This window comes from Micromonospora sp. CA-249363, assembly GCF_050950185.1.
In the GTDB taxonomy this organism is placed as follows: Bacteria; Actinomycetota; Actinomycetes; order Mycobacteriales; family Micromonosporaceae; genus Micromonospora.
Genome location: NZ_CP192020.1, coordinates 1,844,446 through 1,870,680, shown reverse-complemented (window position 1 = coordinate 1,870,680; position 26,235 = coordinate 1,844,446). Strand labels below are relative to the sequence as shown.

The window sequence follows — 26,235 nt, the reverse complement described above, 5'->3', positions numbered from 1 at the left end:
GGAAGGGGGAGGACATCGTGTCCGACCTGCCCCTGATCCAAGCGGATCGCGCCGTGCCGCCGCCGGCGACGACCACCTCCACGGGTGGCCGTCGCCGACGGCTACGGCTCCTGTCCACCACCGACCGCGTGGTCATCACGCTGATGGTGCTCGTCCCGCTGCTGATCGTCACCGCGTTCGTCTGGCTGCCCGCGCTGGCGACCGTGGTGCTTTCCGGCACCGACTGGGACGGCATCGGTCCCCTCAACGAGATCGACTTCGTGGGCGCGCGCAACTACAGCGACGTGGTGAACATCTACCCGCCGTTCGTGCCGGCGATCCAGCACAACCTGCTCTGGCTGGCCGCGCTCTTCGTGGTCGCCACGCCGTTCGGCATGTTCCTCGCCGTACTGCTCGACAAGGAGCTGCGCGGCAGCCGCTTCTACCAGACGGCGCTGTACCTGCCGGTGGTGCTCTCGTTGGCGCTGATCGGCTTCGTCTGGCAGCTGCTCTACTCGCGCGACCAGGGTCTGATCAACGCCGTCCTCGGCAGCAACGTCGACTGGTACGGCGACTCGAACGTCAACATCTGGGCCGTCATGGTCGCCTCCGGTTGGCGACACGTCGGCTACATCATGCTGCTCTACCTGGCCGGCCTGAAGGGCGTCGACCCGTCGCTGCGGGAGGCGGCCGCGGTCGACGGCGCGTCGGAGAGCCGGACGTTCTTCCGCGTGGTGTTCCCGGTGCTACGGCCGATCAACATCATCGTGCTGGTGGTGACGGTGATCGAGTCGCTGCGCGCGTTCGACCTGGTCTGGGTCGTCAACAAGGGACGCAACGGTCTGGAGCTGATCTCCGCGCTGGTCACCCAGAACGTGGTGGGCGAGGCGAGCCGGATCGGCTTCGGCTCGGCGCTGGCGACGATCATGCTGGTCGTCTCGCTGGTCTTCATCACCATCTACCTGGCGACCGTGATGAGGGAGAACCGGCGATGACCGTCGACACCCCGATCCGCCAGCGCAGGCTGACCCCGCTGCGGGCGCTGCTGCACGGCTTCCTCATCGTCGTCTCGCTGGCCTGGCTCTTCCCCATCGGCTGGGCCGTCCTGACGTCGTTCCGCTCGTACGAGTACACCGCGACCAACGGGTACGTCTCGTTCGGCGGCTGGACCATCGACAACTACGTGACCGCCTGGCGTACCGCGGAGTTCGGCAAGCACTTCCTGAACTCGGTCTACATCACGCTGCCGGCGGTGCTGCTGACGCTCTTCCTCGCCTCGTGCGTGGCGTTCGTCATTGCCCGGTTCAGCTGGAAGATCAACCTCGTCCTGCTCGGGATCTTCACCGCCGCCAACCTGCTGCCGCAGCAGGCGCTGCTCATCCCGCTGTTCCGGCTGTTCACCGAGGTGCCGCTGCCGGAGTTCATGAGCGACTCGGAGCTGCTCTACGACAGCTACTGGGGCCTGATCCTGATCAACGTGGCCTTCCAGTGCGGGTTCTGCGTCTTCGTGCTGAGCAATTACATGAAGGCGCTCCCCCACGACCTGTACGAGGCGGCGATGGTCGACGGCGCGAGCGTTTGGCGGCAGTACTGGCAGATCACCATGCCGCTGTGCCGGCCGGCCCTGGCCGCGCTGGCCACCCTCGAGGTGACCTGGATCTACAACGAGTTCTTCTGGGCCACCGTCCTCATGCGTACCGGCGACAAGTTCCCGGTGACCAGCTCGCTGAACAACCTGCGCGGCGAGTTCTTCACCGACAACAACCTGGTCTCGGCGGGCAGCGTGCTCGTCGCGATCCCCACCCTGGTGATCTTCTTTATGCTCCAGCGGCACTTCGTCCGGGGCCTGACCTTGGGAGCCTCCAAAGGATGACGATCCTGCACCTGCGCCGCGCGCGGATCAGCCTGGTGCTCGACGCGCGCGGCCCAGGGCTGCCCCGCGTGGCGCACTGGGGTGGCGACGTCGGCGACCTGGACGACGACGGCCGGCGCCACCTCGTGGACGCCACCCTGCCACCGGTGGTGCCGAGCAGCTTCGACGAGCCTCCCGTGCTGTCGCTGCTGCCGGAGGCGAGCGCCGGTTGGAGCGGCCGACCGGGGCTGGCCGGGCACCGCGACGGGCGGGACTGGTCCACCGCGTTCCGGCTCGACGGACTCGACGTCGACGACTCCACCGACGCGGCGGCGCTCGTCACCGTACGGGCGTCGGACCAGGCCGCCGGGCTGTCCCTGACCATCGAGATCACCCTCGACCCGTACGGCCTGGTGACCATCCGGCACCGGCTCCGCAACGACGGCGAGAGCGCGTACGAGGTGCGGGAGCTGACCCCGGTGCTGCCGGTGCCGGCGGTCGCCACCGAACTGCTCGACCTGACCGGCCGCTGGTGCCGCGAACGCTCGCCGCAGCGGCACCCGTGGCAGCACGGCGCGTGGGTCCGCGAGGGGCGGCACGGTCGCACCGGGCACGACGCGACACTGCTGTTGGTGGCCGGCACCGCCGGGTTCGGGTTCGGCCACGGCGAGATCTGGGCGGTGCACACCGCCTGGAGCGGCGACCACGTCACCGTCGCCGAACGCCGACCCACCGGCGAGTCCACCCTCGGTGGCGGAGAACTGCTGGCTCCCGGGGAGATCCGGCTCGCCCCCGGCGAGGTGTACGAGACTCCGCTGCTCTACGCCGTCTGGTCCGACGAGGGGCTGGACGGACTCAGCGACGTACTCCATTCGCACGTGCGGGCGCGGCCCGGACACCCGCGCTCCCCGCGCCCGGTGACCCTCAACGTCTGGGAGGCGGTCTACTTCGACCACGACCTGGACCGGCTGCGGGCCCTCGCCGACCGCGCCGCGCAGATCGGCGTGGAACGGTTCGTGCTCGACGACGGCTGGTTCCGCGGCCGACGGGACGACACGGCCGGGCTGGGCGACTGGTACGTCGACGAGGGCGTGTGGCCCGACGGCCTGCGACCCCTCATCGACCACGTGACCGGCCACGGCCTTCAGTTCGGTCTCTGGGTGGAGCCGGAGATGGTCAACCCCGACTCGGACCTGTTCCGCGCGCACGCCGACTGGCTGCTGACCGTGCCGGGGCGGCTCCCGCCGGCGTGGCGCAGTCAGCAGACGCTCGACCTGGGCCGCCCCGAGGCGTACGACTACGTGCTGGAACGCCTCGACGCGCTGCTCACCGAGCATCCCGGGATCAGCTACCTCAAGTGGGACCACAACCGGGACCTCACCGAGGCGGGGCACCACGGCCGGCCCGGGGTGCACGGCCAGACCCTCGCGGTCTACCGCCTCCTCGACGAGCTGCGTCGACGCCACCCCGGCGTGGAGATCGAGAGTTGTTCGTCCGGCGGCGCCCGCGTGGACCTGGCCATCCTGGCCCGCACCGACCGGGTCTGGGCCAGCGACTGCAACGACGCACTGGAACGCCTCGGCATCCAGCGCTGGACCGGACTGCTGCTGCCACCGGAGCTCGTCGGCACGCACATCGGTCCGCAGCGGTCGCACACCACGCACCGCGTACACGACCTGGGTTTCCGGGCGGCCACGGCGCTGTTCGGTCACCACGGCATCGAGTGGGACGTCACCTCGATCAGCGGCGCCGAACAGGCCGAGTTGACCGCCTGGGTGGCGCTGCACAAGCGGCTGCGTCCGCTGCTGCACGCCGGGCGGGTGGTCCGGGTCGACCACCCGGATCCGGCCGTCTGGGCGCACGGCGTGGTCGATCACGACAAGACCCGAGCGGTGTACGCGGTGGCCCGGCTCGCCACCTCGGTGGCGCAGACCCCGGGCGCGGTACGGCTGCCCGGTCTCGACCCGGCGCGGCGTTACCGGGTACGGCCGGTCGCGGATGTGCCGCCTCCGGCGACGATCGACCTGTCCGGGCCGCCCTGGCTCACGAGTGGCGTCACGCTCAGCGGCGCGGCGCTGGCCCGGGTGGGCGTGCAGCTGCCCGCGCTGCACCCCGAGCAGAGCCTGGTGCTGGAGGTCGACGAGGTCGGCTAGAAATTTCTGTGTCCGGGGTGTCGAGAACGGTGTCGTCGGCTTCTACCTCAGGGTGAGAGCACCGAGGACGGTGCGCAGGTGTGAGGAGCAGGACGATGAAGTACATGCTGTTGATGCAGTTCAGCGCCAGCGGGACCGACTTCCCGGGCATCGACACCTGGACGCAGGACGAGGTCCGGGCGCACGTGGCGTTCATGCGTGAGGTCAACGAGAAGCTGGCTGCCGATGGCGAGTGGGTCGACGCGCAGGGCCTCGGCGGCCCGCAGCAGGCGCGGATCGTGCGCGCCGGCGAGGGCGGCGCGCCGGTCGTCACCGAGGGCCCGTTCGCCGAGACGAAGGAGTTCCTCGCCGGGTACTGGGTTGTGGACCTCGACAGCCCGCAGCGGGCGGTGGAGTTGGCCGCGCACATCTCCACCGCGCCCGGCCCTGGTGGCCGACCCCTGAACATGCCGATCGAGGTGCACCCGGTGATGTCCGCACCGTCGCAGGAGCTGTGAGCGCTGACCACCGATCCCCGCGTCGAGGACCTGCTGCGCGAACTGGCGCCGCAGGTCCTCGGCGTGCTCACCCGCCGGTTCGGTGACTTCGCCACCGCCGAGGACGCCGTACAGGAGGCACTGCTCGCCGCCGCCACGCAGTGGCCGACCGACGGGCTGCCGACCAACCCCCGCGGCTGGCTGATCCAGGTCGGCTACCGCCGGATGATCGAGCTGATCCGCGGCGAGCAGGCCCGGCGTCGCCGCGAGGACCTGGTCAGCCGTCAGGACCCGGACGACCGCCGGTACGCGCCGACCCCCGACGAGGAGTTGACCGCCGAGCGGGACGACACCCTGGTCCTGCTCTTCCTCTGCTGCCATCCGGCGCTCGCCCCCACGTCGGCGGTCGCGCTGACCCTGCGCGCGGTCGGCGGCCTCAGCACCGCCGAGATAGCCCGCGCGTTCCTGGTGCCCGAGGCGACCATGGCCCAGCGGATCAGCCGGGCCAAGCAGCGGATCCGCTCGTCCGGGCTGCCGTTCCGGATGCCCGAGGAGACGGAACGGGCCGATCGGCTGGCCGCCGTCCGACAGGTGCTCTATCTGATCTTCACCGAGGGGCACACCAGCACCGCCGGCCCGGACCTGCGCCGTGTCGACCTCGCGGCCGAGGCGATCCGGCTGACCCGGGCGCTGCACGTGCGCCTGCCCGACGACAGCGAGACCGCCGGGCTGCTCGCGTTGCTGCTGCTCACCGAGGCGCGCAGCCCGGCACGGACCGGGCCGTCCGGAGAGCTGATCTCGCTGGCCGAGCAGGATCGCAGCCGCTGGGACGCGGCGGCCATCGCCGAAGGCGTCGCCCTGGTCACGGCGGCGCTGCCGCGCGGCCCGGTCGGCCCGTACCAGGTGCAGGCCGCCATCGCCGCGCTGCACGACGAGGCAGCCAGCACCGACGCGACCGACTGGCCCCAGATCCTGGCGCTGTACGACGTGCTGGATCGGATGGCCGGAACCCCGGTGGTGGCGCTCAACCGGGCCGTCGCGACCGCCATGGTGCACGGGCCGGCCGCCGGCCTCCGGGCCCTTGACGCGCTGATCGACGATCCCCGGCTGGCGGAACACCACCGACTGCCCGCCGCCCGCGCGCACCTGTACGAGATGGCCGGCGACCGGGAGCGGGCCATCGCGGACTACCGGTACGCCGCTGCCCGCACGAACAGCCTCCCCGAACAGCGCTACCTCACCATGCGCGCCGCCCGGCTCGCCGCCGAGGCCCGGGGCGAACCAGGGCCCAGCTCGCCTCGACTCGCCTCGCCGTAGTGCTCGGTCGGACCGGGCTCCGCCCGACGGGCGTAGGGGTCTGCTCGCTGCCTTTGGAGCTGATGTCGTAAACGATTCACCCGCTGATCGGGCCGGAACCGCTGACCGCGACCGACTGGGCCGGTCCCCCGCCCGGCGGCCATCCGATTCGTTTACGGCATCAGCTCCAAAGGACTCGCATGACATGCGCCGGGCGGAGACGCCACGCGCGGTAAGGCGAGGCGTCCGCCCGTACCGCCGACGGCATTAGCCTGGGCATCGATGCTTTGATCACGGCCGGCCGCGGCCGGCCAAAGAGGACCGCGAACCGAAGGCTGAGGGGCCGTATGGCGTACGTGCTGTTGGGGATCGCGATCCTCGCCGAGGTGGTGGCGACCAGTCTGATCAAGAGCACCGCCGGCTTCAGCCGCCTCTGGCCCACGCTGGGCTGCCTCGCCGGGTACGCGTTGGCGTTCCTCCTCCTCGCCCAGGCGGTCAAGGAGATACCGGTCGGTGTCGCGTACGCCCTCTGGTCGGGCCTGGGCACCGCGGCCATCGTGGCGATCGGCGCGGTGTTCCTGGGCGAGTCGGTCGGGCTGGTGAAGCTCACCGGGATCGCCCTGATCATCGTCGGCGTGGTCATCGTGAACCTGGCCGGCGAGCAGCACTGACCGGCGAGCCGCACTGACCGCGCTCGGGCTCACGACGGACCAGGTGGCCGGGCCCGTACCGGGCCCGGCCACCTTGCGTTGTCACCACACGTCGCTCAGCTGGCGGTGCAGCTCACCTGCGGCGTCGGGTTGGTTCCGGTCCACGCTCCGAGGAAGCCGAAGCTGGCGCTGGCACCGGCGGCCAGCCGGCCGTTGTAGTCCACGTTCCGCGCGGTCACCGTGCCGCCGCTGCTGGTCACCGTCGCGTTCCAGGACTGCGTGACGCTCTGGCCGTTGGCGAGGGTCCACCGGGTGGTCCAGCCGGTGATCGCGTTCGAGCCGGCCGTCACCCGCACCTCACCCTGGAAGCCGCCCTGCCACTGGTTGGTGATGGTGTAGGTGGCCGTACAACCGCCCGCCGGAGGCGGCGTGGTCGGCGGCGGCGTGGTCGGCGGCGGCGTGGTGGGAGGCGGCGTGGTGGGAGGCGGTGTCGTCGGCGGGGGCGTGGTGGGGGGTGGTGTCGTGGGCGGCGGGGTGCCGCCGAAGACGGTGGCTTCACGGGCGGTCTGCCGGATGCCGTTGACGCCGTTGAAGACCCGCTGCCCCCAGGTGGTCAGGCTGGCCGGGTTGAAGGCGGTGGCCATGTCGAGATATTCGACCCCACCACCGTTGCCGCTCCACGACCAGCCGAGCCAGCCGATCCCGTTGGCCTGGCTGTACGCGAGGATGGTGTCCTCGTCCGGGTCGCCGTCGCTGTGGTTGAAGCCGAACTCACCGACCACGATGGGCAGCCCCGCCGTACGGAACCGGCCCAGGTAGTCGGTGATCTCGGCAGCGGTGTCGAAGACGCCGTACATGTGGATGGAGAAGAGCGTGTTGCGGGCCGGGTCGGCGGCGAAGACCGAGGCGGCGTTGTCGCGCATCGTGAACGACCAGTCCTGACCCCAGTTCGGCGCGTCCACCATGATGGTGTGCGTCAGGCCGCCGGCCCGCAGCCGCTTGATCGCGTTGGCGCTGTCGGTGGCCCACGAACCGTAGTTCTGGTTGCCGTACGGCTCGTTGCCGATGTTCACGATGACGTACCGCTCCTGGCCGACCAGCACGTCCTTGAGGCTGAGCCAGTAGTCGACGGCACGGTCCAGGGTGATGGCGCCGCTCTGCTCGCCGTAGCCGGTGGTGTCGTGGACCTCCAGCACGCAGATCAGCCGGTTGGCCCTGCACAGCGAGATGACGTTGGCGACGTCGGCGTTGGTGTTCCGGGTCCAGCGGTCGCCACTGGCGAGCACCACCCGCACGGTGTTCGCGCCGAGGGCCTTGACGTTGGCGAACGAGCTCGTCTGCTGCGGGTACCAGGTGTGCGCGTGGTTGACGCCGCGCATGACGAATTCGGCGCCGTTGGCGTCGTACAGCTTGCCGCCCGCGATGGAGAAGCCGGCGGCGGCGTGCGCGGGTTGACCGAACGCCAGCATGGCGAGCAGCAACGCGAGCAGGGCGGCGCCGACGGCGGAGAGTCGAGTCTTCATGGCCTTCCTCAGGGAGGACCCCCGATGCCCGGCAGGGGTGGGGTGCGACAGGGGAAGGCGGCTGCAGCCCGACAGCCGCCGCCCGGCTCCCGGCGGCGCGCATCAGCCTAGGGCGATGGATCAGCCCTCGCAACCGGTTCAGTAGGACGCTCGAAGGGGCGGGCAGCCGTGACGGCCCACGCGAACGCGGGCCGTCACGGGGCGGTCATCCCCACCACAGGATGTGCGCCACACCGAGGGTCTTAACCGGTTAAGAGGACCGTAGGCGGGTCCGCAGCATCCGTCAAGCATCGGCTGAGCGAACCGGACGGGAGGGTTGACCGTTGCTGACCTGGGTATCCCGGGACGAACCGTCGGCGAGAAGGAGATACCGGGATGGTGAGCGTCGGCTACACCCTGATGTGCGAGCAGGCCGGTCCGAAGCAACTGGTGGACCACGCGGTACGGGCCGAGGCGGCCGGCTTCGACCAACTGGTCATGTCCGACCACTACTACCCGTGGTTGGACTCCCAGGGCCACTCGCCGTACGCCTGGTCGGTGCTCGGCGCGGTCGCGCACGCCACCTCCCGCGCGGAGCTGATGTCCTTCGTGACCTGCCCGATCCGCCGCTACCACCCGGCCGTGGTCGCCCAGAAGGCCAGCACTATCGGGGCGCTCTCGGACGGCCGGTTCACTCTCGGCCTGGGCGCCGGGGAGAACCTCAACGAACACGTCGTCGGCGGCTGGCCGCACGTGCAGCAGCGCCACGAGATGTTCGAGGAGGCGTTGCAGATCATCCGTCCGCTGCTCAACGGCGAGACGTTGACCTTCTCCGGGAACCACTTCGACGTACCCGACGCCTACGTCTGGGACCGGCCCGAACGGCCCGTCCCGATGGCGATCGCCGCCTCCGGCCGGCAGTCGGCCACGCTGGCCGCCGAGTACGGCAACGGTCTCGTCTCCACCGAACCCGACCGGCACATCATCGAGATGTACGACGACGCGGGCGGCGCCGGCCAGCCGCGCTACGGGCAGGTGGCGATCTGCTACGGCCCCGACGAGGCCGAATGCCGCAAGATCGTGCACGACCAGTTCCGCTGGTTCGGACTGGGCTGGAAGGTCAACGCCGACCTGCCGGGGCCGGAGTCCTTCGCCGCCGCCACCCAGTTCGTCCGGGAGGAGGACGTCGCCGAGGGCATCTCCTGCGGCCCGGACGTGGAGGCGCACGTCGACGCGTTCCGCAAGTTCGTCGACGCCGGTTTCACGCACGTGGCGATCATCCAGGTCGGCGGGGAGACCCAACCGATGTTCCTGGACTGGGCGCAGGACCAGCTACTGCCCCGGCTGCGTCAACTGTGAGGTTGACGGCGACCGGCCGGTTCGGGTTGGCCGAGCTGCGGCTCGCCCTGGCCGCTCCCCGGCCGGCCGCCGGTCTCACCAGCGACTGGCGGCTCGTCGACGGACTGCGCACCCACACCCGGCGAAGCGCCGACCCGGACGTCGGGGCCACCCCCGTGGTGCTGGTGCACGGCCTCGCCGTCTCGCACCGCTACCTCACCCCGCTGGCCGTCGCGCTCGCCGACACCCACCCGGTGTACGCGCCGGACCTGCCCGGCTTCGGCCTGAGCGACCACCCGCGGGGCGCGTACGACGTCGCCCGGCACGCCGACCACCTGGCCGCCTGGCTGGCCGCGTACCGGCTGCCACCGGTCTGCCTCGTGGGCCACTCGTTCGGCGCGGAGGTCGCCGCCGCGGTCGCCGCGAACCATCCGGACGCCGTACGCGCGCTGGTGCTCGCCGGACCGACCAGTGACCCGGCGGCCCGGTCCCGACGAGCCCTGTTCGGCCGGTGGCTGGTGGACACGCTGCGCGAGGCCCCGTTGCAGGCGCCCATCCTGGTTCGGGACATCTGGGACGCCCGGCCCTGGCGGGTCTTCGCGACGCTGTCGCACTCGGTGCGCAACGCGATCGAGACCGACCTCGTACGGATCACCGCGCCGACCCTCGTGGTGACCGGAGGAGACGACCCGGTGGTACCGGCGCGGTGGCGCGACCAGGCGACCCGGCTCGTGCCGCACGCCGACCTGACCGTCGTACCGGGTGCCGCGCACAACGTGGTGACCACCGCGCCGACGCCGGTCGCGGACGCGATCCGCCATCTGCTCAGCCCGCAGCCCGCACTCACGGAGAGGTGAACTCATGCGCTTCGGAAACACGGAGATCCGTCCGCTCGGTGGTGGACTCGGCTGCCTTCTGATGATCCTCTTTTCGATCCTGGCCTCGGTGGTGCTGACCGTGCTGCTCAACCTGGTGCTGTGAGGGGTCGTCAGCGGCGCAGACCCAGTGCGCTCAGCACCTCGCGAGACGCCACCCGTGCCGGGTCGAGCACCGCGCGGCGGGTCCACCGGGCCGCCGGCGTGACGGTGGCCCGCCAGACCGCACGCAGGCCGCGCGCCGTCGGCACGACCGTCACCGACCAGACCCAGCGGATGGCCGACAGCACCGGACGTACGGTGTGCCGCCACAGCCAGCGCAGCCCGAGCCCGATCGGGCGCAGCAGCAGTCGGTAGACCCACCGCAGCAGCCAGCCGGCGGTCCGCCACGCCCCCCACCAGCGCGGCGACGACCAGCCGGCCGAACCCGACGACGAGCCACCAGGCTCCACGCGCCACACCGACCACGACCCATTGGACTCCCCGCGCCAGCGCGACGAACGCGACGCCCACCGCCCCGGCGAGCAGCGTCACGCCGCGCCACAGCAGCCGTCCGGCGGGGGCGAGCGCCGCGCCCAGCCAGCGCAGCGGCCGTCGGACCAGGTGCTCGGCGAGCCAGACCAGCACGCGTCCCAGGGCCACGAGGGGCGGGCGCAGCCCGTTGCGGGCCAACCACACCAACGGCAGCCAGACGAGCGTGCGAGCCACCCACGCGACACCCCGCGCCAGCCACACCAACGGCAGCCAGACGAGAGTCCGCGCTGCCCACGCGAGACCGCGCCCGAGCCACACCAGTGGCAGCCAGACGAGCGTGCGAGCCGCCCAGGCCAGACCGCGCCCCAGCCACACCAGCGGCACCCACACGAGGTTGCGGGCCATCCAGCGCAGGGGACGCCACAGCAGATGGTCGGCACACCAGAGCAGCGGACGCCACAGGAGCCGGTCCAGGGCCCAGACCAGCGGGGCCACCAGCCAGTCGCGCAGGAACCGTCCGACCGGAGTGAGCAGGTACCGGCGCAGCAGCCGGCCGGCAGCCGCGATCAACTCCCAGAGCAGGCGTACCGGCAGAACGAAGACCAGCGCCACACCGCGCGCGACGGCCGCGACGAGCGGAAGCGCGTCGGTGGCCGGCTCGGTCGTGCGGATGGTCGACGGCGCTCGGTCCGCGAGCGTCGCCGTCGGCGCATCCGGGCGGTCTGTCGGCGGCGCGGGCAGCGGTGAACGGAGGGCGGGGCGGTCGGTCACGGTGGGCACGGTAGCCCGGCGACGCCATCCGCCCGGGCCCGTGCCGTCACAGGTCGATGGTGGCCAGGAGCGGGTAGTGGTCGGAGGCGGTGTCCGTCGTCGCGTCACGGATCACCTGGCAGCCGCGCACCCGCTCGGCCAGGGCACGGCTGCCCAGCAGGTAGTCCAGCCGCATACCGGCGAACTCCGCGCCCCCGAACCGGGTGGGGACGGTGAGGCCGGCGGCCTCCGGGGCGCCGGCGTTGGCGGACGGCCACAGGTCGACCAGGTCGGCGTCGAGCAGTCGGGCGATCGCGCGGGTGTCCACGGCGCCGCCGCGCCGGCGCAGGTGCCGTCGCTTGTAAAGGTCGGGCAGGCCGTCCAGACGAGCGGTGTGGTCGACCGTCGGGTCGAGCGAGTTGAGATCACCCGCGAGCAGGGTCAGCGGCCCGGGGGCGCGGCGCAGGGCGGCGACGAGCCAGTCGACCTCCATCCGCCGGCGTCCACCGGAGTACGGCCAGAGGTGGGTGCCGAGCACGGTGAGCGGCCCGGCGGGCGTGGCCACGACGACACGGGCGGCGGCGTGGTGGAACGGCCGGCGCAGCGCCCCCGCGGCGAGGACCCGGTGCGGCGGCCGGACCAGCACCGCCACCGGCTGCCCGAAGCAGGACCGGGCCAGGTGGGGCGTCATCCCGACCCGGTCCGCGACCGTGGCCATCAGCCCGCCCCGGTCGAAGCCGCGCAACTCCTGCAACACCAGCACGTCCGGCGTCTGCCGGTTGACGACCTGGACCACCCGGTCCAGCCGGTCGGAACCGCCCGGGTCCCGGCCGCCGGTACGGATGTTCCAGGTCATCACCCGCAGCATCGTGGCGCTCAGTCGGCTCGTCCGGCGCGCGCCAGCTCGTCGTCGAGGGTGTCCACGTCCTCCGACTCGATGGCCGGCTGGTTGCCCTCCGCCAGGTCGGCGTTGGGGCGGATCACGAGGTAGAGCAGGCCGATCCAGAGCGCCGAGAGCAGGATCGCGCCCATGAAGTCGGTCGGGTGGTGCATCCCTCGGTACATCCGGGAGGTCGCGACCCCGGCGGGCATGATCACGGCCAGCGCCACGAAGATCCACCGCCACCAGCGGTCGGTACGCGGGAACACGATCAGCGTGATCGCCAGCCAGATGCAGATCGTGGCCGCGATGTGCCCGGACGGGAACGAGGAGGTGGGCATCTGCCCGTCCAGGTTCTCCACCGGGGGCCGCGGCCGGTCGACCACGTGCGCCGACGCGAGGAAGAGGGTCAGCTCACCGACCATCGCCAGCACCACGAACAGCACGGGCCGCCACCGCCGCCACACCGCCAGCACCAGCGGGCAGAACACCAGCGAGATGAGCAGGATGGCGTGGGTGTCCCCGAACTTGCTCCACCACCAGCTCACGTCGGTCAGCACGTCGGTGTGCCGGTCGGCGAACCAGCGGGGGACCTCGGTGTCCAGGGTGGCGAAGAAGGTGCCCTTGGCGTAATAGCTGACGAACGTGCCGAAGCCGTACAGCGCGCCGAACACGAGCACCCAGCCGACCAGCAGCTCGGCCACCGCCGAGCGGGGGTGCGCCAGCACACGCTCCTCGGCCGGGGCGATGGCGATGTCGTGCCCCGCCTCCGGCTCCAGGCCCTCGGTCAGCGGCGGGACCGGCTTGCCGCGCTCGCGCCGCCACAGCCGGAAGGCGTACGCGGTGACGCCCAGCCAGGCGGCCCCGAGCAGCCAGGCGCCCAGCACGTCGGAGACGAAGTGCACGCCCAGCGCGATCCGGGTCAGCCCGATCAGCGCCACCAGCACGCCGACGCCGACGATCGCGGGCCTGCGCCAGCGAGGCGCCATCGCCGGCAGGAACACCAGCAGCAGCGCCCCGTACGCGACGATCGAACCGAGCGCATGCCCGCTCGGGAAGCTGTTGCCGGGGGCGCTGGCGACCGGCACGTCCACCACCGGGCGGAGCCGACCGACGAGCGCCTTGAGCGAGGGGTCGAGGATCAACCCGCCGACCCCCGTGACGATCAGGTAGACCGCCAGCCGGGGCTGCCGCCGGATCAGCAGGCCGATCGCCGGGATCGCGACCAGCCAGATGAGGATCGGTCGACCACCGAGGTCGGTCACCGCCTGGAGCACGGTGACCAGCGGGTGGTGGGGGGCGACGAGCGAGTTGAACCACTCGGCGAGCGCGTGGTCGGCGTCCTGCAGCGGGCTCCACCGAAAGCGGACGAGCAACAGCAACAGCCCGAACGCCGCGCCCGCGCCGATGATGGCGACCAGACCGGCGATGCTCCGTTCGGCGAAGTGACCGATCGGACGCCGAGCCACCTCTTTGACCGCGGTCACCCCGCACCTCCCTTGTCGTACCTGGCGAGGCGAGGTACCCGATCCGCGTCCGGCGTACACCCGGACGCGCTCAGAGCGCGGTCATGTCCCCGGTGTCGAACAACTCGGCGCGGTCGGCCTCGGGTTCCCACAGGTCGGGCTGCGCCGGCTCCTGCACGCCGATCCGCAGCGCCTCCAACTGGGCGGCGAAGGCCAGCCCGCCGAAGAGCGCCATGCCGGTCAGGTTGGCCCAGAGCAGCAGCGCCATCATGCCGGTCAGCGCGCCGTAGGTCTGCCCGAAGCCCTCACTGAACTTGACGTACGCGGCGAGCAGCAGGCTGGCCAGCCACCACAGGGCCGTGGCGATGCCGGCGCCGAAGAACAGCCACGACAGGCCGGGCTGGTTGCGGCGCGGCGCGTGCCGGAACAGCACCGCCACGGCGAGCACGGTCAGGCCGAGGCTCAACGGAAACCGGATCACGTTCCAGATGATGTTGGCGGCCTCGCCCCACTCGTAGTGCTCGCGGACCGAGTCGCCCATCGCACCGCCGCCCACGAGGATCAGGAAGCCGGCCAGCGCGGGCAGGCCGGCGGTGACCGCCAGGACGGCCGCCCGTAGGTACTTCCACAGAGCCGGGCGGTCCCGCTCGACGCCGTAGATGCGGTTGGCGCCCCGCTCGATCTGAGCCATCGTGGTGGTCAGCGCGACCAGGCCGGTGAGCAGACCCAGGGTGAGCGCCAGCTCCCCCGCGTCCTCGACGCGGTCGCCTTCGCCGAGCAGTTCACCGACGACCTCGGCGCTCTGGCCGGGGGTGAGCGCCAGCACGGTGTCGGCGACGACCCGGCCGCCCTCCTCGACGCCCAGCTCACTGATCAGACCGGTGAGCGCGATGAGGAACGGCACCACGGCCAGGCAGAGCTGCAACGCGAACGCGCGGGAGTGGCTGAACCCGTCGCCGTAGCGGAACCGGATGAACGCGTCCCGCAGCAGGTGCCAGCCGCCCTTGCGGCGCAGTGTGTGCCACGCGTCGTCGGCCGACAGCTCCTCGTCGGCCATCAGCCGGGTCTCCGGCACGATGCGGGTGCTACTCACGACGCGCTTCCTCGATCAGCTGCTCGCCCCGCTCCCCGGCGCCCTGTGCGTCGACGGACAGGTCGGGGGCGTCCTCGGGCTGCGGAACGCAGAGCCACAGCGCCTGCGGCCGGATCTCGGCGCGGAGCTGCCGTCCGGGGGCGATGAGGTCACCGTCGAGCTCGCGCGGCTGCGCGCGGTTGCTGCTGACCACCACCGTCCGGCCGCGGAACACCTCCATCTGCGGCACCTGACCGCTGCGGCGGACCACGGCCCAGCCGAGCGCGAGCCAGTGTCGCAGGTTGCGCGGGGTGAGTACGGCGACGTCGAGCCAGCCGTCGTCCGGCTCGGCCTCGGTCAGCAGGGTCACGCCGCCCTGGAGCCGGCCGACGTTGGCGATCAGCACCGAGCGGGCCCGGCGGCGCACCGGAGGCCGGTCGTCGATGCGGATCTGCACCCGCATCGGCCGGTCCCGCAGGTGCTTCACGGCACCCATCACGTACGCCGGCCAGCCGATGCGGGCCTTGGTGGTCTCGTTGGTGGCGTCGAGCATCTGGGCGTCGAAACCCATGCCGGCCATCACGGTGAAGTACTGGTCCTCCACCGCGCCGACGTCGAGCAGTCGCCGACCGCGTTCGACGGCGACCTGGAGCCCCGCCGGAAGGTCGGTGGAGAGGCCGAGGTTGGCGGCGAGCAGGTTGCCGGTGCCCTGCGGCAGGACGGCGAGGGCCACGTCGGTGCCGACGAGCCCACTGACGCAGGACATCACGGTGCCGTCGCCGCCGCAGGCGAAGACCAGGTCGACGCCGTCCTTGACGGCCTGTTCCGTCTGGCCCCGGCCGGGATCGTCGACGGTCGTCTCGAACCACCGCGGCTCCGGCCACCCGGCGGCGGCCAGCGCGTCGTTCACGGTGCGGCGCAGCTCGTCGAGGTCGGCGACCTTCGCCGGGTTGACCACCACGGCGGAGCGCAGCCCGCCGTCGCCACCTGAGGGGCGCCTGTCCTGTCCAGCATCCACGGCGTCAGTGTGCAGCACCGGGCCGCTGTCAGCGACCCGGCGGACCGCCGGCGTCGGAAGTGCCACAGACAGGTTTCAACGCCTGGGTGACCGTCAGGCCGCCGTCCGCAACGCCGCCTCCACCCGGCGGCGCAGATCGTCGAGGTCGACCCCGGCCTCGGTGAGCACCAGCGCGCCCAGCCCCTGGCCCTCGCGCAGCACTCCGAGCAGGATGTGCTCGGTGCCGATATGCTTGTGGCGCAGCCGCAGCGCCTCACGCAGCGACAGCTCCAGCGCCTTCTTCGAGCGGGGCGAGAACGGGCCGCCCAGGTAGCGACGACGCCCCCAGCGGCGACGCGGCGCCGGCACCGCCTCGCGCAGCGCGTCGGGGCCGAAGGACTGCTCGATGCGGGCCACGATCGCGGCCAGGTCGATGCCGATCTCGCGCAGCGCCGCCGCGTCCGCGTCGCCGAGACCGGCGCCTCCGCCCGTGGTGTGCCGCCGGACCCGCTCGCGCAGGTCGTCGGCGCGGACCCCGGCGTCGGCCAGCACGCGGCCGGCCAGGCCGTCCTCGTCGGCGAGGAGGGCGAGCAGCAGGTGTTCGGTGCCGATCGGTCGCCGGCCCTCGGCCCGCGCCTCCTCCAGTGCCTGCCGCACCACGCCCCGCGCCCGGTCGGTGAACCGTTCGAACATCACGCCTCCCAGGATGTGTTGACCGCCGGTCGCCCGGCGTGCTTCTTGTGCACCGCCTGCCGGCTGACCTCGAGCGCGTCCGCGATCTCCTGCCAGGACCAGCCCTGTCGCCGGGCGTTGTCCACCTGGACCACCTCGAGTCGCTCGAGCAGCCGGCGCAGCGCGCGGACGGCGCGGAGCCCGACCCGGGGGTCGGTGCTGCCGGCTGCCGCCGCGAGTTCCGTTGCCTGACTCATACTGTCAACATACGTTGACAGCCCCTCGCTCGTCAACATTTGTTGACACCACGCGCCCTGGTTCGCGTACCCCATGGGCCGATCCCACCCACGCGGCGCAACCGCCCGACTACCCTCGGTGCAGGGACAGCGTGGTCGTGCCGGGCGCGACGCCCGGGAGGTGGTATCGGATGGCGGCATCGGCCGACGCGGCGGTGCTGGTCGGCCTCGGCTCGGACGGTGACCTCCCGGTCGTGGAGCAGGCCGCCCAGGAGGCCGCCGGCCACGGGCGGCCCCTGCACCTGGTGCACACCTTCGACTGGCACGCCGCCTTCGCGGCGGACACCGTCGCCGCGCCCCGCGACGCCGCCGAGAGCCTGATCACCCGGGCCGCCCAGCTCGCCCACCAGGTCGAACCGGGTCTGACCGTACGCGGCGAGATCGTCGAGAGCGCCCTGCTGCCCACCCTCATCCGCCGGTCCGAGACGGCCTTCCTGCTGGCCGTCGGCGACAGCGGGATGGCCGGCAGCGGTCAGTGCGTACCGGCCGACACGCCCGCCGTGCAGTTGGCGGCGCGGGCCAACTGTCCGCTGCTGGCCGTCCGCCGCGAACCGCCGCCGCAGGGACCGGTCCTGGCCGGGGTGGACGGCTCACCCAGCTCACACCTCGCCCTGCGGTGGGCCGTGGAGTGCGCCGGCCGGCGGGGCGCGCGCCTCGTGGCCCTGCGGGTGGTGGAGAGCGACGAGGACACCGACGCGGTCGCCGAACAGCTCGGCGAGGCCCTGGCCGGCCACGCCGACCGGCACACCGGAGTGCCCACCGAGTGCCGGGTCGTCCGCGGCGACCCCGCGCAGGTGCTCATCGACACGTCCCGGTCGGCCCAGATAGCGCTGGTCGCCGCCCGCGGCGACGAACCGGGACGCACCATGCTCGGCGCGGTCGCCCAGTCCCTGCTCTACCACTCCCCCGCCCCGGTGGTCGTCGTACGCGGCCTCGCCGAGGTGCCGCTCGCCGGGCCCGACGCCCACCCGACCCGGGACCAACGACCCTGACCGACCACGTCCGCAGCGGCGAGGCTGGACGACGGACAGCCGCCCTACCCGCGAGAGGCAGCAGCATGGACACCGCTCTCGACGTACAGCGCGCACTCACCGACGACGAGCTGCGCCGGTTGGACGCCTACTGGCGCGCCGCGAACTACCTCACCGTCGGGCAGATCTATCTGCTGGGCAACCCTCTGCTGCGGGAGCCGTTGACCCGCGACGACATCAAGCCCCGGCTGCTCGGGCACTGGGGCACCAGCCCCGGGCTCAACCTGATCTACGCCCACCTCAACCGGGTGATCGTCGCGCGCGACCTGAACGCCATGCTGGTCACCGGGCCCGGGCACGGCGGCCCGGCCATCGTGGCCAACACGTGGTTGGAGGGCACCTGGTCCGAGCGCTACCACGACGTCGCACGCGACGAGACCGGCATGGCCCGGCTGTTCCGGCAGTTCTCCTTCCCCGGCGGCATCCCCAGCCACGTCGCGGCGGACGTGCCGGGTTCGATCCACGAGGGCGGCGAGCTGGGGTACGCCCTGAGCCACGCCTACGGCGCCGCGTTCGACCACCCGGATCTCGTGGTCGCCTGCGTGGTGGGCGACGGTGAGGCGGAGACCGGCCCGCTGGCCGGCAGTTGGCTCTCCAATGTCTTCCTCAACCCGGCCCGGGACGGCGCGGTGCTGCCCATCCTGCACCTCAACGGCTACAAGATCGCCAATCCCACCGTGCTGTCCCGGATCCCCGAGACGGACCTGCTGGACCTCATGCGGGGCTCGGGCTACGAGCCGTACGTGGTGGCCGGCGACGACCCGAGCGTCGTGCACCGCGCTCTCGCCGCCACCATGGACCGGGCGCTGGACGAGATCGCCGCGATCCAGCGCGAGGCCCGCTCCGGCGGCGTCGTCGAGCGTCCCCGCTGGCCGATGATCATCCTGCGGACGCCGAAGGGCTGGACGGGCCCGCGCGAGGTCGACGGCACCGAGGTCGAGGGCACCTACCGCGCGCACCAGGTACCGCTGTCCGGCGTACGCGACAACCCGGCGCACCTGGCCGAACTGGAGCGCTGGCTGCGCAGCTACCGACCGGAGGAGCTGTTCGACGCCACCGGCGCGCCGGTCGACGAGCTGCGGACACTGCCGCCGACCGGCGACCGGCGGATGAGCGCCAACCCGGTCACCAACGGCGGAGTGGTCCTGCGCGACCTGGACCTGCCCGACTTCAGCGAGTACGGCGTGGACGTACCCGAGCCGGGCCAGCCGATGGCCGGCGCGACCGGGGTGCTCGGGCCGTGGATCCGCGACGTGATCACCGCCAACCCGCAGACGTTCCGGCTGTTCGGCCCGGACGAGGTCGCGTCCAACCGGCTGGGGGCCGCCTTCGAGGCGACCGACCGGGCCTGGATGGCCGCCACGGTCCCCGGCGACGACCACCTCTCCCCCGACGGCCGGGTCATGGAGGTGTTGTCCGAGCACCTGTGCCAGGGCTGGCTGGAGGGCTACCTGCTGACCGGCCGGCACGGGGTGTTCACCAGCTACGAGGCCTTCATCCACATCGTCGACTCGATGCTGAACCAGCACGCCAAGTGGCTGAAGGTGACCCGGGCCATCCCCTGGCGGCAGCCGATCGCCTCGCTGAACTACCTGCTGTCCAGCCACGTCTGGCGTCAGGACCACAACGGCTTCTCCCACCAGGACCCGGGCTTCATCGACCACGTCGTCAACAAGAAGGCCGAGGTGGTGCGGGTCTACCTGCCGCCGGACGCCAACACCCTGCTCGCCACCATGGACCACTGCCTGCGCAGCCGGCACTACATCAACGTGGTCGTGGCCGGGAAGCAGCCGGCGCCCAACTGGCTCACGATGAACGAGGCGATCCAGCACACCCGCCGTGGCCTGGGCATCTGGGAGTGGGCCAGCAACGACGACGACAGCGAGCCGGACGTCGTCCTCGCCTGCTGCGGCGACGTGCCCACCCTGGAGACCCTGGCCGCCGCCGACCTGCTCCGCCGACACCTGCCGGACCTGAAGGTCCGGCTGGTCAACGTCGTCGACCTGATGCGCCTGCAACCGGACACCGAACACCCGCACGGCCTGCCCGACAGCGAATTCGACACCATCTTCACCCCGGACCGACCGGTCATCTTCGCCTACCACGGCTACCCGTGGCTCATCCACCGCCTCACCTACCGCCGGTCCAACCACGACAACCTGCACGTACGCGGCTACAAGGAGGAGGGCACCACCACCACCCCGTTCGACATGGTGATGCTCAACGACCTGGACCGGTTCCACCTGGTCATCGACGTCATCGACCGGGTGCCGGGCCTGGGCGCGCGCGCCGCGCACCTGCGCCAGCGGATGGTCGACGCCCGGCAGGCGGCCCGCGACTACACGCGCCGGTACGGCGAGGACGACCCGCAGGTCGCCGAGTGGCGGTGGGTCCGCGAGACCGACCCGACCAACCCCTGAAGGAGGACGACGTGCGCGACGCGGAGATCCTGGTCGGCTACGACGGCTCGACCGACGCGTCGGTGGCCCTGAACTGGGCGCTCGACGAGGCCGAACACAGCGGGCAGCCGGTGCGGCTGGCGTACATCTTCGAATGGCTGACCGTGGCCAGTTGGGTCGGTCCGGGCGTGGCGCCCGGCATCTGGCCGGACGACACCGCCCGGCGGCAGGTGGACGACCTGGTGCGCAAGGCCGCCGCGGACGCCGCCGCCGCGCATCCCGGCCTGACGGTCACCGGCGAGGTGTACGACGGGCCGCCCGCCCTGGTGTTGCAGGAACGCTCCACCGACGCGGGGATGCTCGTGCTCGGCAGCCGGGGTCACGGCGGGTTCGGCGGGCTGCTGGCCGGCTCGACGGCGGTGGCGGTCGCCGCGCACGCGCACTGTCCCGTCGTCATCGTCCGCGACGGCGCGGCCCACGGCCCGGCCGACCCCGTGACGGTCGGTGTGGACGCCTCCGAGCCGTCGCTGGTGGCGCTCGGGTTCGCGGCCGAACGGGCGGCCCGACGACGGGTACCGCTGCGCGTGCTGCACGCCTGGACCCCCGGCCCCGACGCGGAGGCCGGGGTGCCCGACGAGCGGGCCGCCGTCGAGGAGGCGGTCGAACCGTGGCGGCGGACGTTCCCCGAGCTGGATCTGACGGTCGACCTGGTCGGGGGCAGTCCGGCGGCGACGCTGATCGAGGCGAGCCGGTCGGCGCAGTTGGTGGTGGTCGGCAGCCGGGGCCGGGGTGGGCTGGCCGGGATGCTGCTCGGCTCGGTCAGCCAGCAGGTCATCCAGCACGCCGGCTGCCCGGTCGCCGTCGTCCGGGAACGCTGACGCCGATCCGCCGTCGTCCGGGTCGACCGGCCCTCGCGTCGGGACCTGTGGCCCCTGCGCGCGGCCCGCCGAGGCCCGACGATGGAGCGGCAACACAGCGCGCGACAGCGGCAGGTCAGGCACGATGGCAGAGACGGAAAGGTCGTGACGATGAGTCAGGAGAGCCAGCTGACCACCGCGCTGGCGGAGGCCGCCGCCACCGCCGGCCACGCCCCCTCGGTGCACAACACGCAGCCCTGGCGTTGGCGGGTACTTCCCGAGGCGCTGGAGCTGCACACGGTCACCGACCGGCAGCTCGCGGCCAGCGACCCGGAAGGACGACTGCTGGCGGTCAGCTGCGGCGCTGCCCTGCATCACGCCCGGATGGCGCTCGCCGCCGAGGGCTTTCGCGCGGTGGTGCGACGCCTACCCGACCCGGGCGAGGAGAGCCTGGTGGCCCGCCTGACCGACCTGACCCGGACCGAGGCCGACCCGGACGCCATGCGCCTCGTGCAGTGCATGTCGGTGCGGCACACCGACCGGCGGCCGGTCAGCGACGAGCCGGTGCCCACCGACGCGATCGGGGAGATCACCCGGGCGGTCACCGCCGAGGGCAGTCGCCTCCAGATCCTCGACCGCGACCAGGTGTTGGAGCTCGCCGCCACGGCCGGGCACGCCGGCGCGGTCGAGGCCGAGGACCCCGAGCTGCGTGCCGAGCTGGCGTACTGGACGAGCCGCGCCGACACCGGCACCGGTCTACCCGCCGAGGTGCTCCCCGCGGAGCCGCCGCAGACCACCGTGCCCGGCCGTGACTTCGGCCGTCCCGGCAGCCTGCCGATCGGGCCCGGCCACGACCGCGCGGCCGTGTACGCCATGCTGCACGGCGACGAGGACGACCGGGACAGCTGGCTCCGCGCCGGTGAAGCCCTCTCCGCCGCCTGGCTGACCGCCACCCGGCTCGGGGTGTCGGTGGTACCGCTCAGCGCGGTCGTCGAGGTGCCCGGCACCCGGCAGACACTGCGTCAGGTGCTCTCCGGCATCGGCTTCCCGTACCTCGTGCTGCGCCTGGGTATCGCGGACCCGGCGCACGCGGAGCCGCCGCACACCCCGCGACTGGCCAGCGAGCAGGTGGTCGACACCTCCGCGGTACGCGGCGACCAGGCCTGACGGGTCGATCGTCGCTGCCCGTCGACGTTACGATCGCGCGGTGACCAGCAGCGTCCCGCAGCCTCGCCCGGAAATCCCGGTCACGCCGTCGCTCGGTCTGAGCCCGCTGTCCCGGGTCCGCCTCGACGAACTGCTTCAGGAGATGCTGGACCGGGTCGGCGAGGTGATGACCAGCCGGGAGCGGCTGCGGGCGCTGCTCGACGCGGTCGTCGGTATCGGCACCAACCTGGATCTGCGCACCACCCTACGGCGCATCGTGCAGGCGGCCTGCGAGCTGGTCGGCGCCCGGTACGGCGCGCTGGGCGTGGTCGGCCCGGACCGGCTGCTGCACGACTTCATCGTGCACGGCATCACGCCCGAGCAGCACGCCCGGATCGGCGACCTGCCCCACGGGCGGGGCGTACTCGGCCTGCTCATCGACGATCCCCGCCCGCTGCGCATGCCGGACATCACCCAGCACCCCCGCTCCTACGGCTTCCCCGCCAACCACCCGCCCATGCACAGCTTCCTGGGCGTGCCGGTACTGATCCGCGACCAGGTGTTCGGCAACCTCTACCTCGCCGAGAAGCAGGGCGGCGCCCAGTTCACCGAGGACGACGAGGAGATCGTCGTCGCGCTCGCCGCCGCCGCCGGTGTGGCCATCGAGAACGCCCGCCTGTACGCCCTCGCGCATCGGCGGGAGCGTTGGCTCGCGGCGACCGCCGAGATCACCGGGGTGCTGCTCGGCGAGGTGCGTCGCACCGACGCGCTGGCGCTCGTCGCCCGCCGCGCCCGCGAGGTCGCCGAGGCGGAGTTGGCGCTGGTGCTGCTGCACGACGCCGACACCGCGCAGTTCACCGTGGAGGTGGTCGACGGCGTGGACGAGCGGGCCCGGGCGCTGGTGGGCGCGGTTCTGCCGGCCGCCGAGACCAGCTTCGGGGCCGCCGTGGCGCAGGGCCGGCACGACCAGGTGGACGACCTGGCGCACGCCGCGCCGTGGCCGGCGCTGCTGCACACCGGGCCTGCGGTCGTCTCACCGCTGGCCACCGCGGAGACGCTGCACGGCGTGCTGATCGTGGCGCACCGGCCGGAGCGTGGCGGCGGCGCCAGCGACGAGGACGTGGCGCTGCTGGGCAGCTTCGCCGGCCAGGCGGCGCTGGCCATGGAGCGGGCGCGTGGGCAGGAGGAGCGCGAGTTGTTGGTGGTCCTGGAGGACCGCGAACGGATCGCGCGTGACCTGCACGACGTGGTGATCCAACGGCTCTTCGCCACCGGCCTGCAGTTGCAGAGCGCCGCGCCGATGATGGCCCGGCCCGAGGTCGCCAAGCGGATCAACGCTGCCGTCGACGACCTCGACGACACCATCCGCGACATCCGACGGACGATCTTCGAGCTGCGGACGCCGATGACCGCCGCGCTGCGCACCGAGATCCGCGAGGCGACCGAGCTGGCCGCCGAGTCACTGGGCTTCAAGCCGCACCTGGAGGTGACCGGCCCGGTGGACAGCGCGGTCCCCGACGCCATCCGTCCGGAGCTGACCGCCGTGCTGCGCGAGGCGCTGTCCAACACGGTCCGCCACGCGCGGGCCACCCGCGTCGACGTGGCCGTACGCGTCGAGGGTGATCAGGTGAGCGTGACGGTGACCGACGACGGGGTGGGCTGCGCCCCGAGCGCGGCCCGAGGTGGCCTGATCAACCTGCGCGAACGCGCCGACCGCCTGGGTGGCACCTTCACGATCCGCCCCGCCGACCCCCACGGCACCGAACTCCGCTGGACAGTGCCGCTGCGCGACTGACCCCCGCGCGCGCCTCCCAACCTCGCCGATCTTGCACTTTCGGTTGACGAGATGAGGGGCAACGTCGGTTTTGTCGGCACAGAAAGTGCAAGATCGCGGAACCGGGGACGGGGTCAGGGGGTTTTGCCGAGCAGGCGGGTCGCCAGGACCGCCGCCTGGGTGCGGCGTTCCAGGCCGAGCTTGGCCAGCACGCTGGAGACGTAGTTCTTCACCGTCTTCTCCGCGAGGAACATCCTTCCCGCGATCTCGCGGTTGGTCAGCCCCTCGGCCACGTACTCCAGGATCCTCCGTTCCTGCTCGGTGAGCGACCTCAGCTCGCGCGGCTGCTCGACGCCGTTGCGGATCCGTTCCAGCACCCGCGTGGTGATCGCCGGGTCGAGCAGCGACTGCCCGGCCGCCACCCGGCGCACCGCGTCGACCAGGTCGGTGCCGCGGATCTGCTTGAGCACGTACCCGGCGGCACCCGCCATGATCGCGGCGAACAGCGCCTCGTCGTCCTCGTACGAGGTCAGGATCAGACCCTTGATGGACGAGTCGACGGCCCGCACGTCACGGCACACGTCGATGCCGTTGCCGTCGGGCAGCCGAGCGTCGAGGATCGCCACGTCGGGCCGCAGCGCCGGGATACGACGCGACGCCTCCTGCGCGGAGCCGGACTCGCCGACCACCTCGATGTCACCGCTGCTCTGCAGCAGGTCGGCCAGGCCACGGCGGACGACCTCGTGGTCGTCGAGGAGGAAGACGCGGATCATCCCCCGTTTCTACCGGTGCCGAGAGACGGGTGCACGGGCCGAAGGTCCCGACCCGATGGACCGACGGTCGCCGGGGCGGTCAGGCCCGGCGGATCGGGACGTCCGGCCCTGCTCGGCGCCGCCCGATCGGCGGACCGTGGGGTGCGCCAGCCGTCACGGCTCGACAACCCAGCCACGGGAGGAGCACCGCCATGGACCTCGGCTACACCGCGGACCACCTGCGGACCGCCGCCGCCAGCGCGGTCCGGGCGCCGTCGCTGCACAACACGCAGCCGTGGCGGTTCCGGCTCCGTGACGGCGGGATCGAGGTACTGGCCGACCCGTCGCGGCGGCTGCCGGCCACCGACCCCAGCGGGTGGGGCGTACGAATCGCCTGCGGCGCGGCCCTGTTCAACCTGCGGATCGCGTTGGCCGTGGCCGGCGTACCCGCCCGGGTGCGCCTGCGCCCGGACCCGGCCGAGCCGGATCTGCTGGCCCGTCTGGTGCCGGACCTCCCGCGCCGACCCAGCCCCACCGAGCAGAGCCTGCACACGGCCATCCCCCGCCGGTTCAGCAACCGGCTCCCGTTCTGGCCGGACCCGGTGCCGCCCGACGCCCGCTGGCGGCTCGGCGAGGCGGTCCGCGCCGAGGGGTGCTGGCTGGAGTTACTGGTCGGGGTGGGCGCGGTGAACGCGTTCGGCGAGATCGCCCGCAGCGCGCACCGGGTGCTGGAACGCGACCCGGCCTACCGCGCCGAACGGGAGCAGTGGCTGCGTCACGAGCCCGCGCCGGACGGCGTACCCGTCTCGGCCGGCGGGCCGCAGCACGAGCCGCAGGACGTACTGCCCTCGCGCGGCTTCGGCGGGCGGGACCGCGCGCCGGGGCGGGACTTCGAGCCCGAGCCCTTGGTGGCAGTGCTCGGCTCGGTCGGCAACACCGCCGTGGACCAGGTGACCGCCGGTCAGGCCCTGCAACGGGTGCTGCTCACCGCCACCGACTCGGGGTTGAGCGCGTCCCTGCTGTTCCAGCCGATCGAGGTGCCCACCGCCCGGGAGCAGCTTCGGGTGTCACTGGGCCGGTTCGGCACGCCGCAGATGGTGCTGCGGATCGGGTACGGCCAGCCGGGCCGACCCACCCCGCGCCGGGAGCTCGCCGAGGTGCTGAACCCGCCGGCGGTACGCCCGTGATACGCCCACACCTCATCAGATGGCCGTGGTCGGCGACTCACCAGGCCCGCAGAACTAGGGGCGACCGCAATTGCCTCGCCGGCCGTCGAGCGACACGACGACACAGGCCGCCCCCATGGACATCCTTCGATGGGGGCGGCCTGCGGCATCAGCGGTCAAGCGACGCTACGACCGCCACTCTCGGGCCTTGATTACTAGGCGAGGGGCGTCAACTCATAATTATCGATGAGGAGCCTGACCAGACGAGTCAGATTCTCAACAGAGTTCACCTCACGCAGGTCCTCGTACGTGCCTCTCCCCACGTCAATCAGCGACACCAAACCCCTGTTCGACCTACCGCTGGCGAAGAACACATGACACC

The 26,235-nt window shown here is 72.3% G+C and carries 23 protein-coding genes; 14 read left to right on the top strand and 9 right to left on the bottom strand.

What is annotated here, in order from left to right; translation table 11 throughout:
* Positions 1–17: 17 nt before the first annotated feature.
* The 6 genes from ACQPZK_RS08635 to ACQPZK_RS08610 all read left to right on the top strand — a co-directional run bounded on the left by ACQPZK_RS08635 (position 18) and on the right by ACQPZK_RS08610 (position 6,427).
* Positions 18–974, top strand: coding sequence for a carbohydrate ABC transporter permease (locus ACQPZK_RS08635; RefSeq protein ID WP_433537771.1), 957 nt, complete (start codon positions 18–20; stop codon positions 972–974).
* Positions 971–1,852 carry a carbohydrate ABC transporter permease gene (locus tag ACQPZK_RS08630; protein WP_433537770.1) on the top strand — a complete coding sequence of 294 codons (882 nt, stop codon included), beginning with the start codon at positions 971–973 and terminating at the stop codon, positions 1,850–1,852. Before ACQPZK_RS08635 ends, ACQPZK_RS08630 begins: the two co-directional genes overlap by 4 nt.
* Positions 1,849–3,984 carry an alpha-galactosidase gene (locus ACQPZK_RS08625; RefSeq protein WP_433537769.1) on the top strand — a complete coding sequence of 712 codons (2,136 nt, stop codon included), beginning with the start codon at positions 1,849–1,851 and terminating at the stop codon, positions 3,982–3,984. The genes ACQPZK_RS08630 and ACQPZK_RS08625 overlap by 4 nt, the downstream gene beginning before the upstream one ends.
* Before the next feature lie 95 nt (positions 3,985–4,079).
* Positions 4,080–4,481 carry a YciI family protein gene (locus tag ACQPZK_RS08620; RefSeq protein WP_433537768.1) on the top strand — a complete coding sequence of 134 codons (402 nt, stop codon included), beginning with the start codon at positions 4,080–4,082 and terminating at the stop codon, positions 4,479–4,481.
* A gap of 63 nt (positions 4,482–4,544) precedes the next feature.
* Positions 4,545–5,777 (top strand): RNA polymerase sigma factor, encoded by a 1,233-nt coding sequence (locus tag ACQPZK_RS08615; protein WP_433537767.1) that lies wholly within the window; start codon positions 4,545–4,547, stop codon positions 5,775–5,777.
* Positions 5,778–6,103: 326 nt separating this feature from the next.
* Positions 6,104–6,427: a DMT family transporter gene (locus ACQPZK_RS08610; protein ID WP_433537766.1), complete on the top strand. Its 324-nt coding sequence runs from the start codon at positions 6,104–6,106 to the stop codon at positions 6,425–6,427.
* Between the two features lie 95 nt (positions 6,428–6,522).
* Here ACQPZK_RS08610 and ACQPZK_RS08605 read toward each other — a convergent pair whose 3' ends face one another.
* Complete coding sequence (locus ACQPZK_RS08605) at positions 6,523–7,929, bottom strand: cellulase family glycosylhydrolase (protein WP_433537765.1); 1,407 nt, start codon at positions 7,927–7,929, stop codon at positions 6,523–6,525.
* Between the two features lie 375 nt (positions 7,930–8,304).
* Between ACQPZK_RS08605 and ACQPZK_RS08600 the strand changes: the two genes are divergently transcribed.
* Complete coding sequence (locus ACQPZK_RS08600) at positions 8,305–9,267, top strand: TIGR03557 family F420-dependent LLM class oxidoreductase (protein WP_433537764.1); 963 nt, start codon at positions 8,305–8,307, stop codon at positions 9,265–9,267.
* Positions 9,264–10,103, top strand: coding sequence for an alpha/beta fold hydrolase (locus tag ACQPZK_RS08595; RefSeq protein WP_433537763.1), 840 nt, complete (start codon positions 9,264–9,266; stop codon positions 10,101–10,103). The genes ACQPZK_RS08600 and ACQPZK_RS08595 overlap by 4 nt, the downstream gene beginning before the upstream one ends.
* 131 nt (positions 10,104–10,234) lie before the next feature.
* On the opposite strand, the gene ACQPZK_RS08590 is transcribed toward ACQPZK_RS08595, so the two are convergent.
* From ACQPZK_RS08590 to ACQPZK_RS08560, 7 genes are all read right to left on the bottom strand, one after another.
* The gene (locus tag ACQPZK_RS08590; protein WP_433537762.1) at positions 10,235–10,573 is read right to left on the bottom strand and encodes a hypothetical protein; all 339 of its coding nucleotides are present in this window, start codon (positions 10,571–10,573) and stop codon (positions 10,235–10,237) included.
* A gap of 839 nt (positions 10,574–11,412) precedes the next feature.
* The gene (locus ACQPZK_RS08585; RefSeq protein WP_433537761.1) at positions 11,413–12,213 is read right to left on the bottom strand and encodes an endonuclease/exonuclease/phosphatase family protein; all 801 of its coding nucleotides are present in this window, start codon (positions 12,211–12,213) and stop codon (positions 11,413–11,415) included.
* 8 nt (positions 12,214–12,221) lie between these two features.
* A complete protein-coding gene (locus tag ACQPZK_RS08580; protein WP_433537760.1) occupies positions 12,222–13,712 on the bottom strand; it encodes a phosphatase PAP2 family protein in 1,491 nt (496 codons plus the stop codon).
* Positions 13,713–13,782: 70 nt separating this feature from the next.
* Positions 13,783–14,784: a YihY/virulence factor BrkB family protein gene (locus ACQPZK_RS08575; protein ID WP_433537759.1), complete on the bottom strand. Its 1,002-nt coding sequence runs from the start codon at positions 14,782–14,784 to the stop codon at positions 13,783–13,785.
* Entirely contained in the window at positions 14,777–15,781 is a 1,005-nt protein-coding gene (locus ACQPZK_RS08570) for a diacylglycerol/lipid kinase family protein (protein WP_433537758.1), read from the bottom strand. The genes ACQPZK_RS08575 and ACQPZK_RS08570 overlap by 8 nt, the downstream gene beginning before the upstream one ends.
* A 93-nt stretch (positions 15,782–15,874) precedes the next feature.
* Positions 15,875–16,453, bottom strand: a complete 579-nt coding sequence (locus tag ACQPZK_RS08565; protein ID WP_433539150.1) for a Clp protease N-terminal domain-containing protein — start codon at positions 16,451–16,453, stop codon at positions 15,875–15,877.
* Entirely contained in the window at positions 16,453–16,689 is a 237-nt protein-coding gene (locus ACQPZK_RS08560) for an HTH domain-containing protein (RefSeq protein WP_278151289.1), read from the bottom strand. The genes ACQPZK_RS08565 and ACQPZK_RS08560 overlap by 1 nt, the downstream gene beginning before the upstream one ends.
* A 170-nt stretch (positions 16,690–16,859) precedes the next feature.
* Here ACQPZK_RS08560 and ACQPZK_RS08555 point away from each other — a divergent pair, with 170 nt between their 5' ends.
* The 5 genes from ACQPZK_RS08555 to ACQPZK_RS08535 all read left to right on the top strand — a co-directional run bounded on the left by ACQPZK_RS08555 (position 16,860) and on the right by ACQPZK_RS08535 (position 23,956).
* Entirely contained in the window at positions 16,860–17,720 is an 861-nt protein-coding gene (locus tag ACQPZK_RS08555) for a universal stress protein (protein ID WP_433537757.1), read from the top strand.
* 65 nt (positions 17,721–17,785) lie between these two features.
* Positions 17,786–20,179, top strand: a complete 2,394-nt coding sequence (locus ACQPZK_RS08550; protein WP_433537756.1) for a phosphoketolase family protein — start codon at positions 17,786–17,788, stop codon at positions 20,177–20,179.
* A gap of 11 nt (positions 20,180–20,190) precedes the next feature.
* Positions 20,191–21,036, top strand: a complete 846-nt coding sequence (locus tag ACQPZK_RS08545; protein WP_433537755.1) for a universal stress protein — start codon at positions 20,191–20,193, stop codon at positions 21,034–21,036.
* A gap of 150 nt (positions 21,037–21,186) precedes the next feature.
* On the top strand, positions 21,187–22,182 hold the full coding sequence (locus ACQPZK_RS08540; protein WP_433537754.1) for an Acg family FMN-binding oxidoreductase: 996 nt from the start codon (positions 21,187–21,189) through the stop codon (positions 22,180–22,182).
* Positions 22,183–22,279: 97 nt separating this feature from the next.
* Positions 22,280–23,956: a GAF domain-containing protein gene (locus tag ACQPZK_RS08535; RefSeq protein ID WP_433539149.1), complete on the top strand. Its 1,677-nt coding sequence runs from the start codon at positions 22,280–22,282 to the stop codon at positions 23,954–23,956.
* Positions 23,957–24,069: 113 nt separating this feature from the next.
* On the opposite strand, the gene ACQPZK_RS08530 is transcribed toward ACQPZK_RS08535, so the two are convergent.
* Complete coding sequence (locus ACQPZK_RS08530; RefSeq protein ID WP_433537753.1) at positions 24,070–24,708, bottom strand: response regulator; 639 nt, start codon at positions 24,706–24,708, stop codon at positions 24,070–24,072.
* Between the two features lie 191 nt (positions 24,709–24,899).
* Here ACQPZK_RS08530 and ACQPZK_RS08525 point away from each other — a divergent pair, with 191 nt between their 5' ends.
* Positions 24,900–25,874, top strand: a complete 975-nt coding sequence (locus ACQPZK_RS08525) for an Acg family FMN-binding oxidoreductase (RefSeq protein ID WP_433537752.1) — start codon at positions 24,900–24,902, stop codon at positions 25,872–25,874.
* The last annotated feature ends 361 nt before the right edge of the window (positions 25,875–26,235 follow it).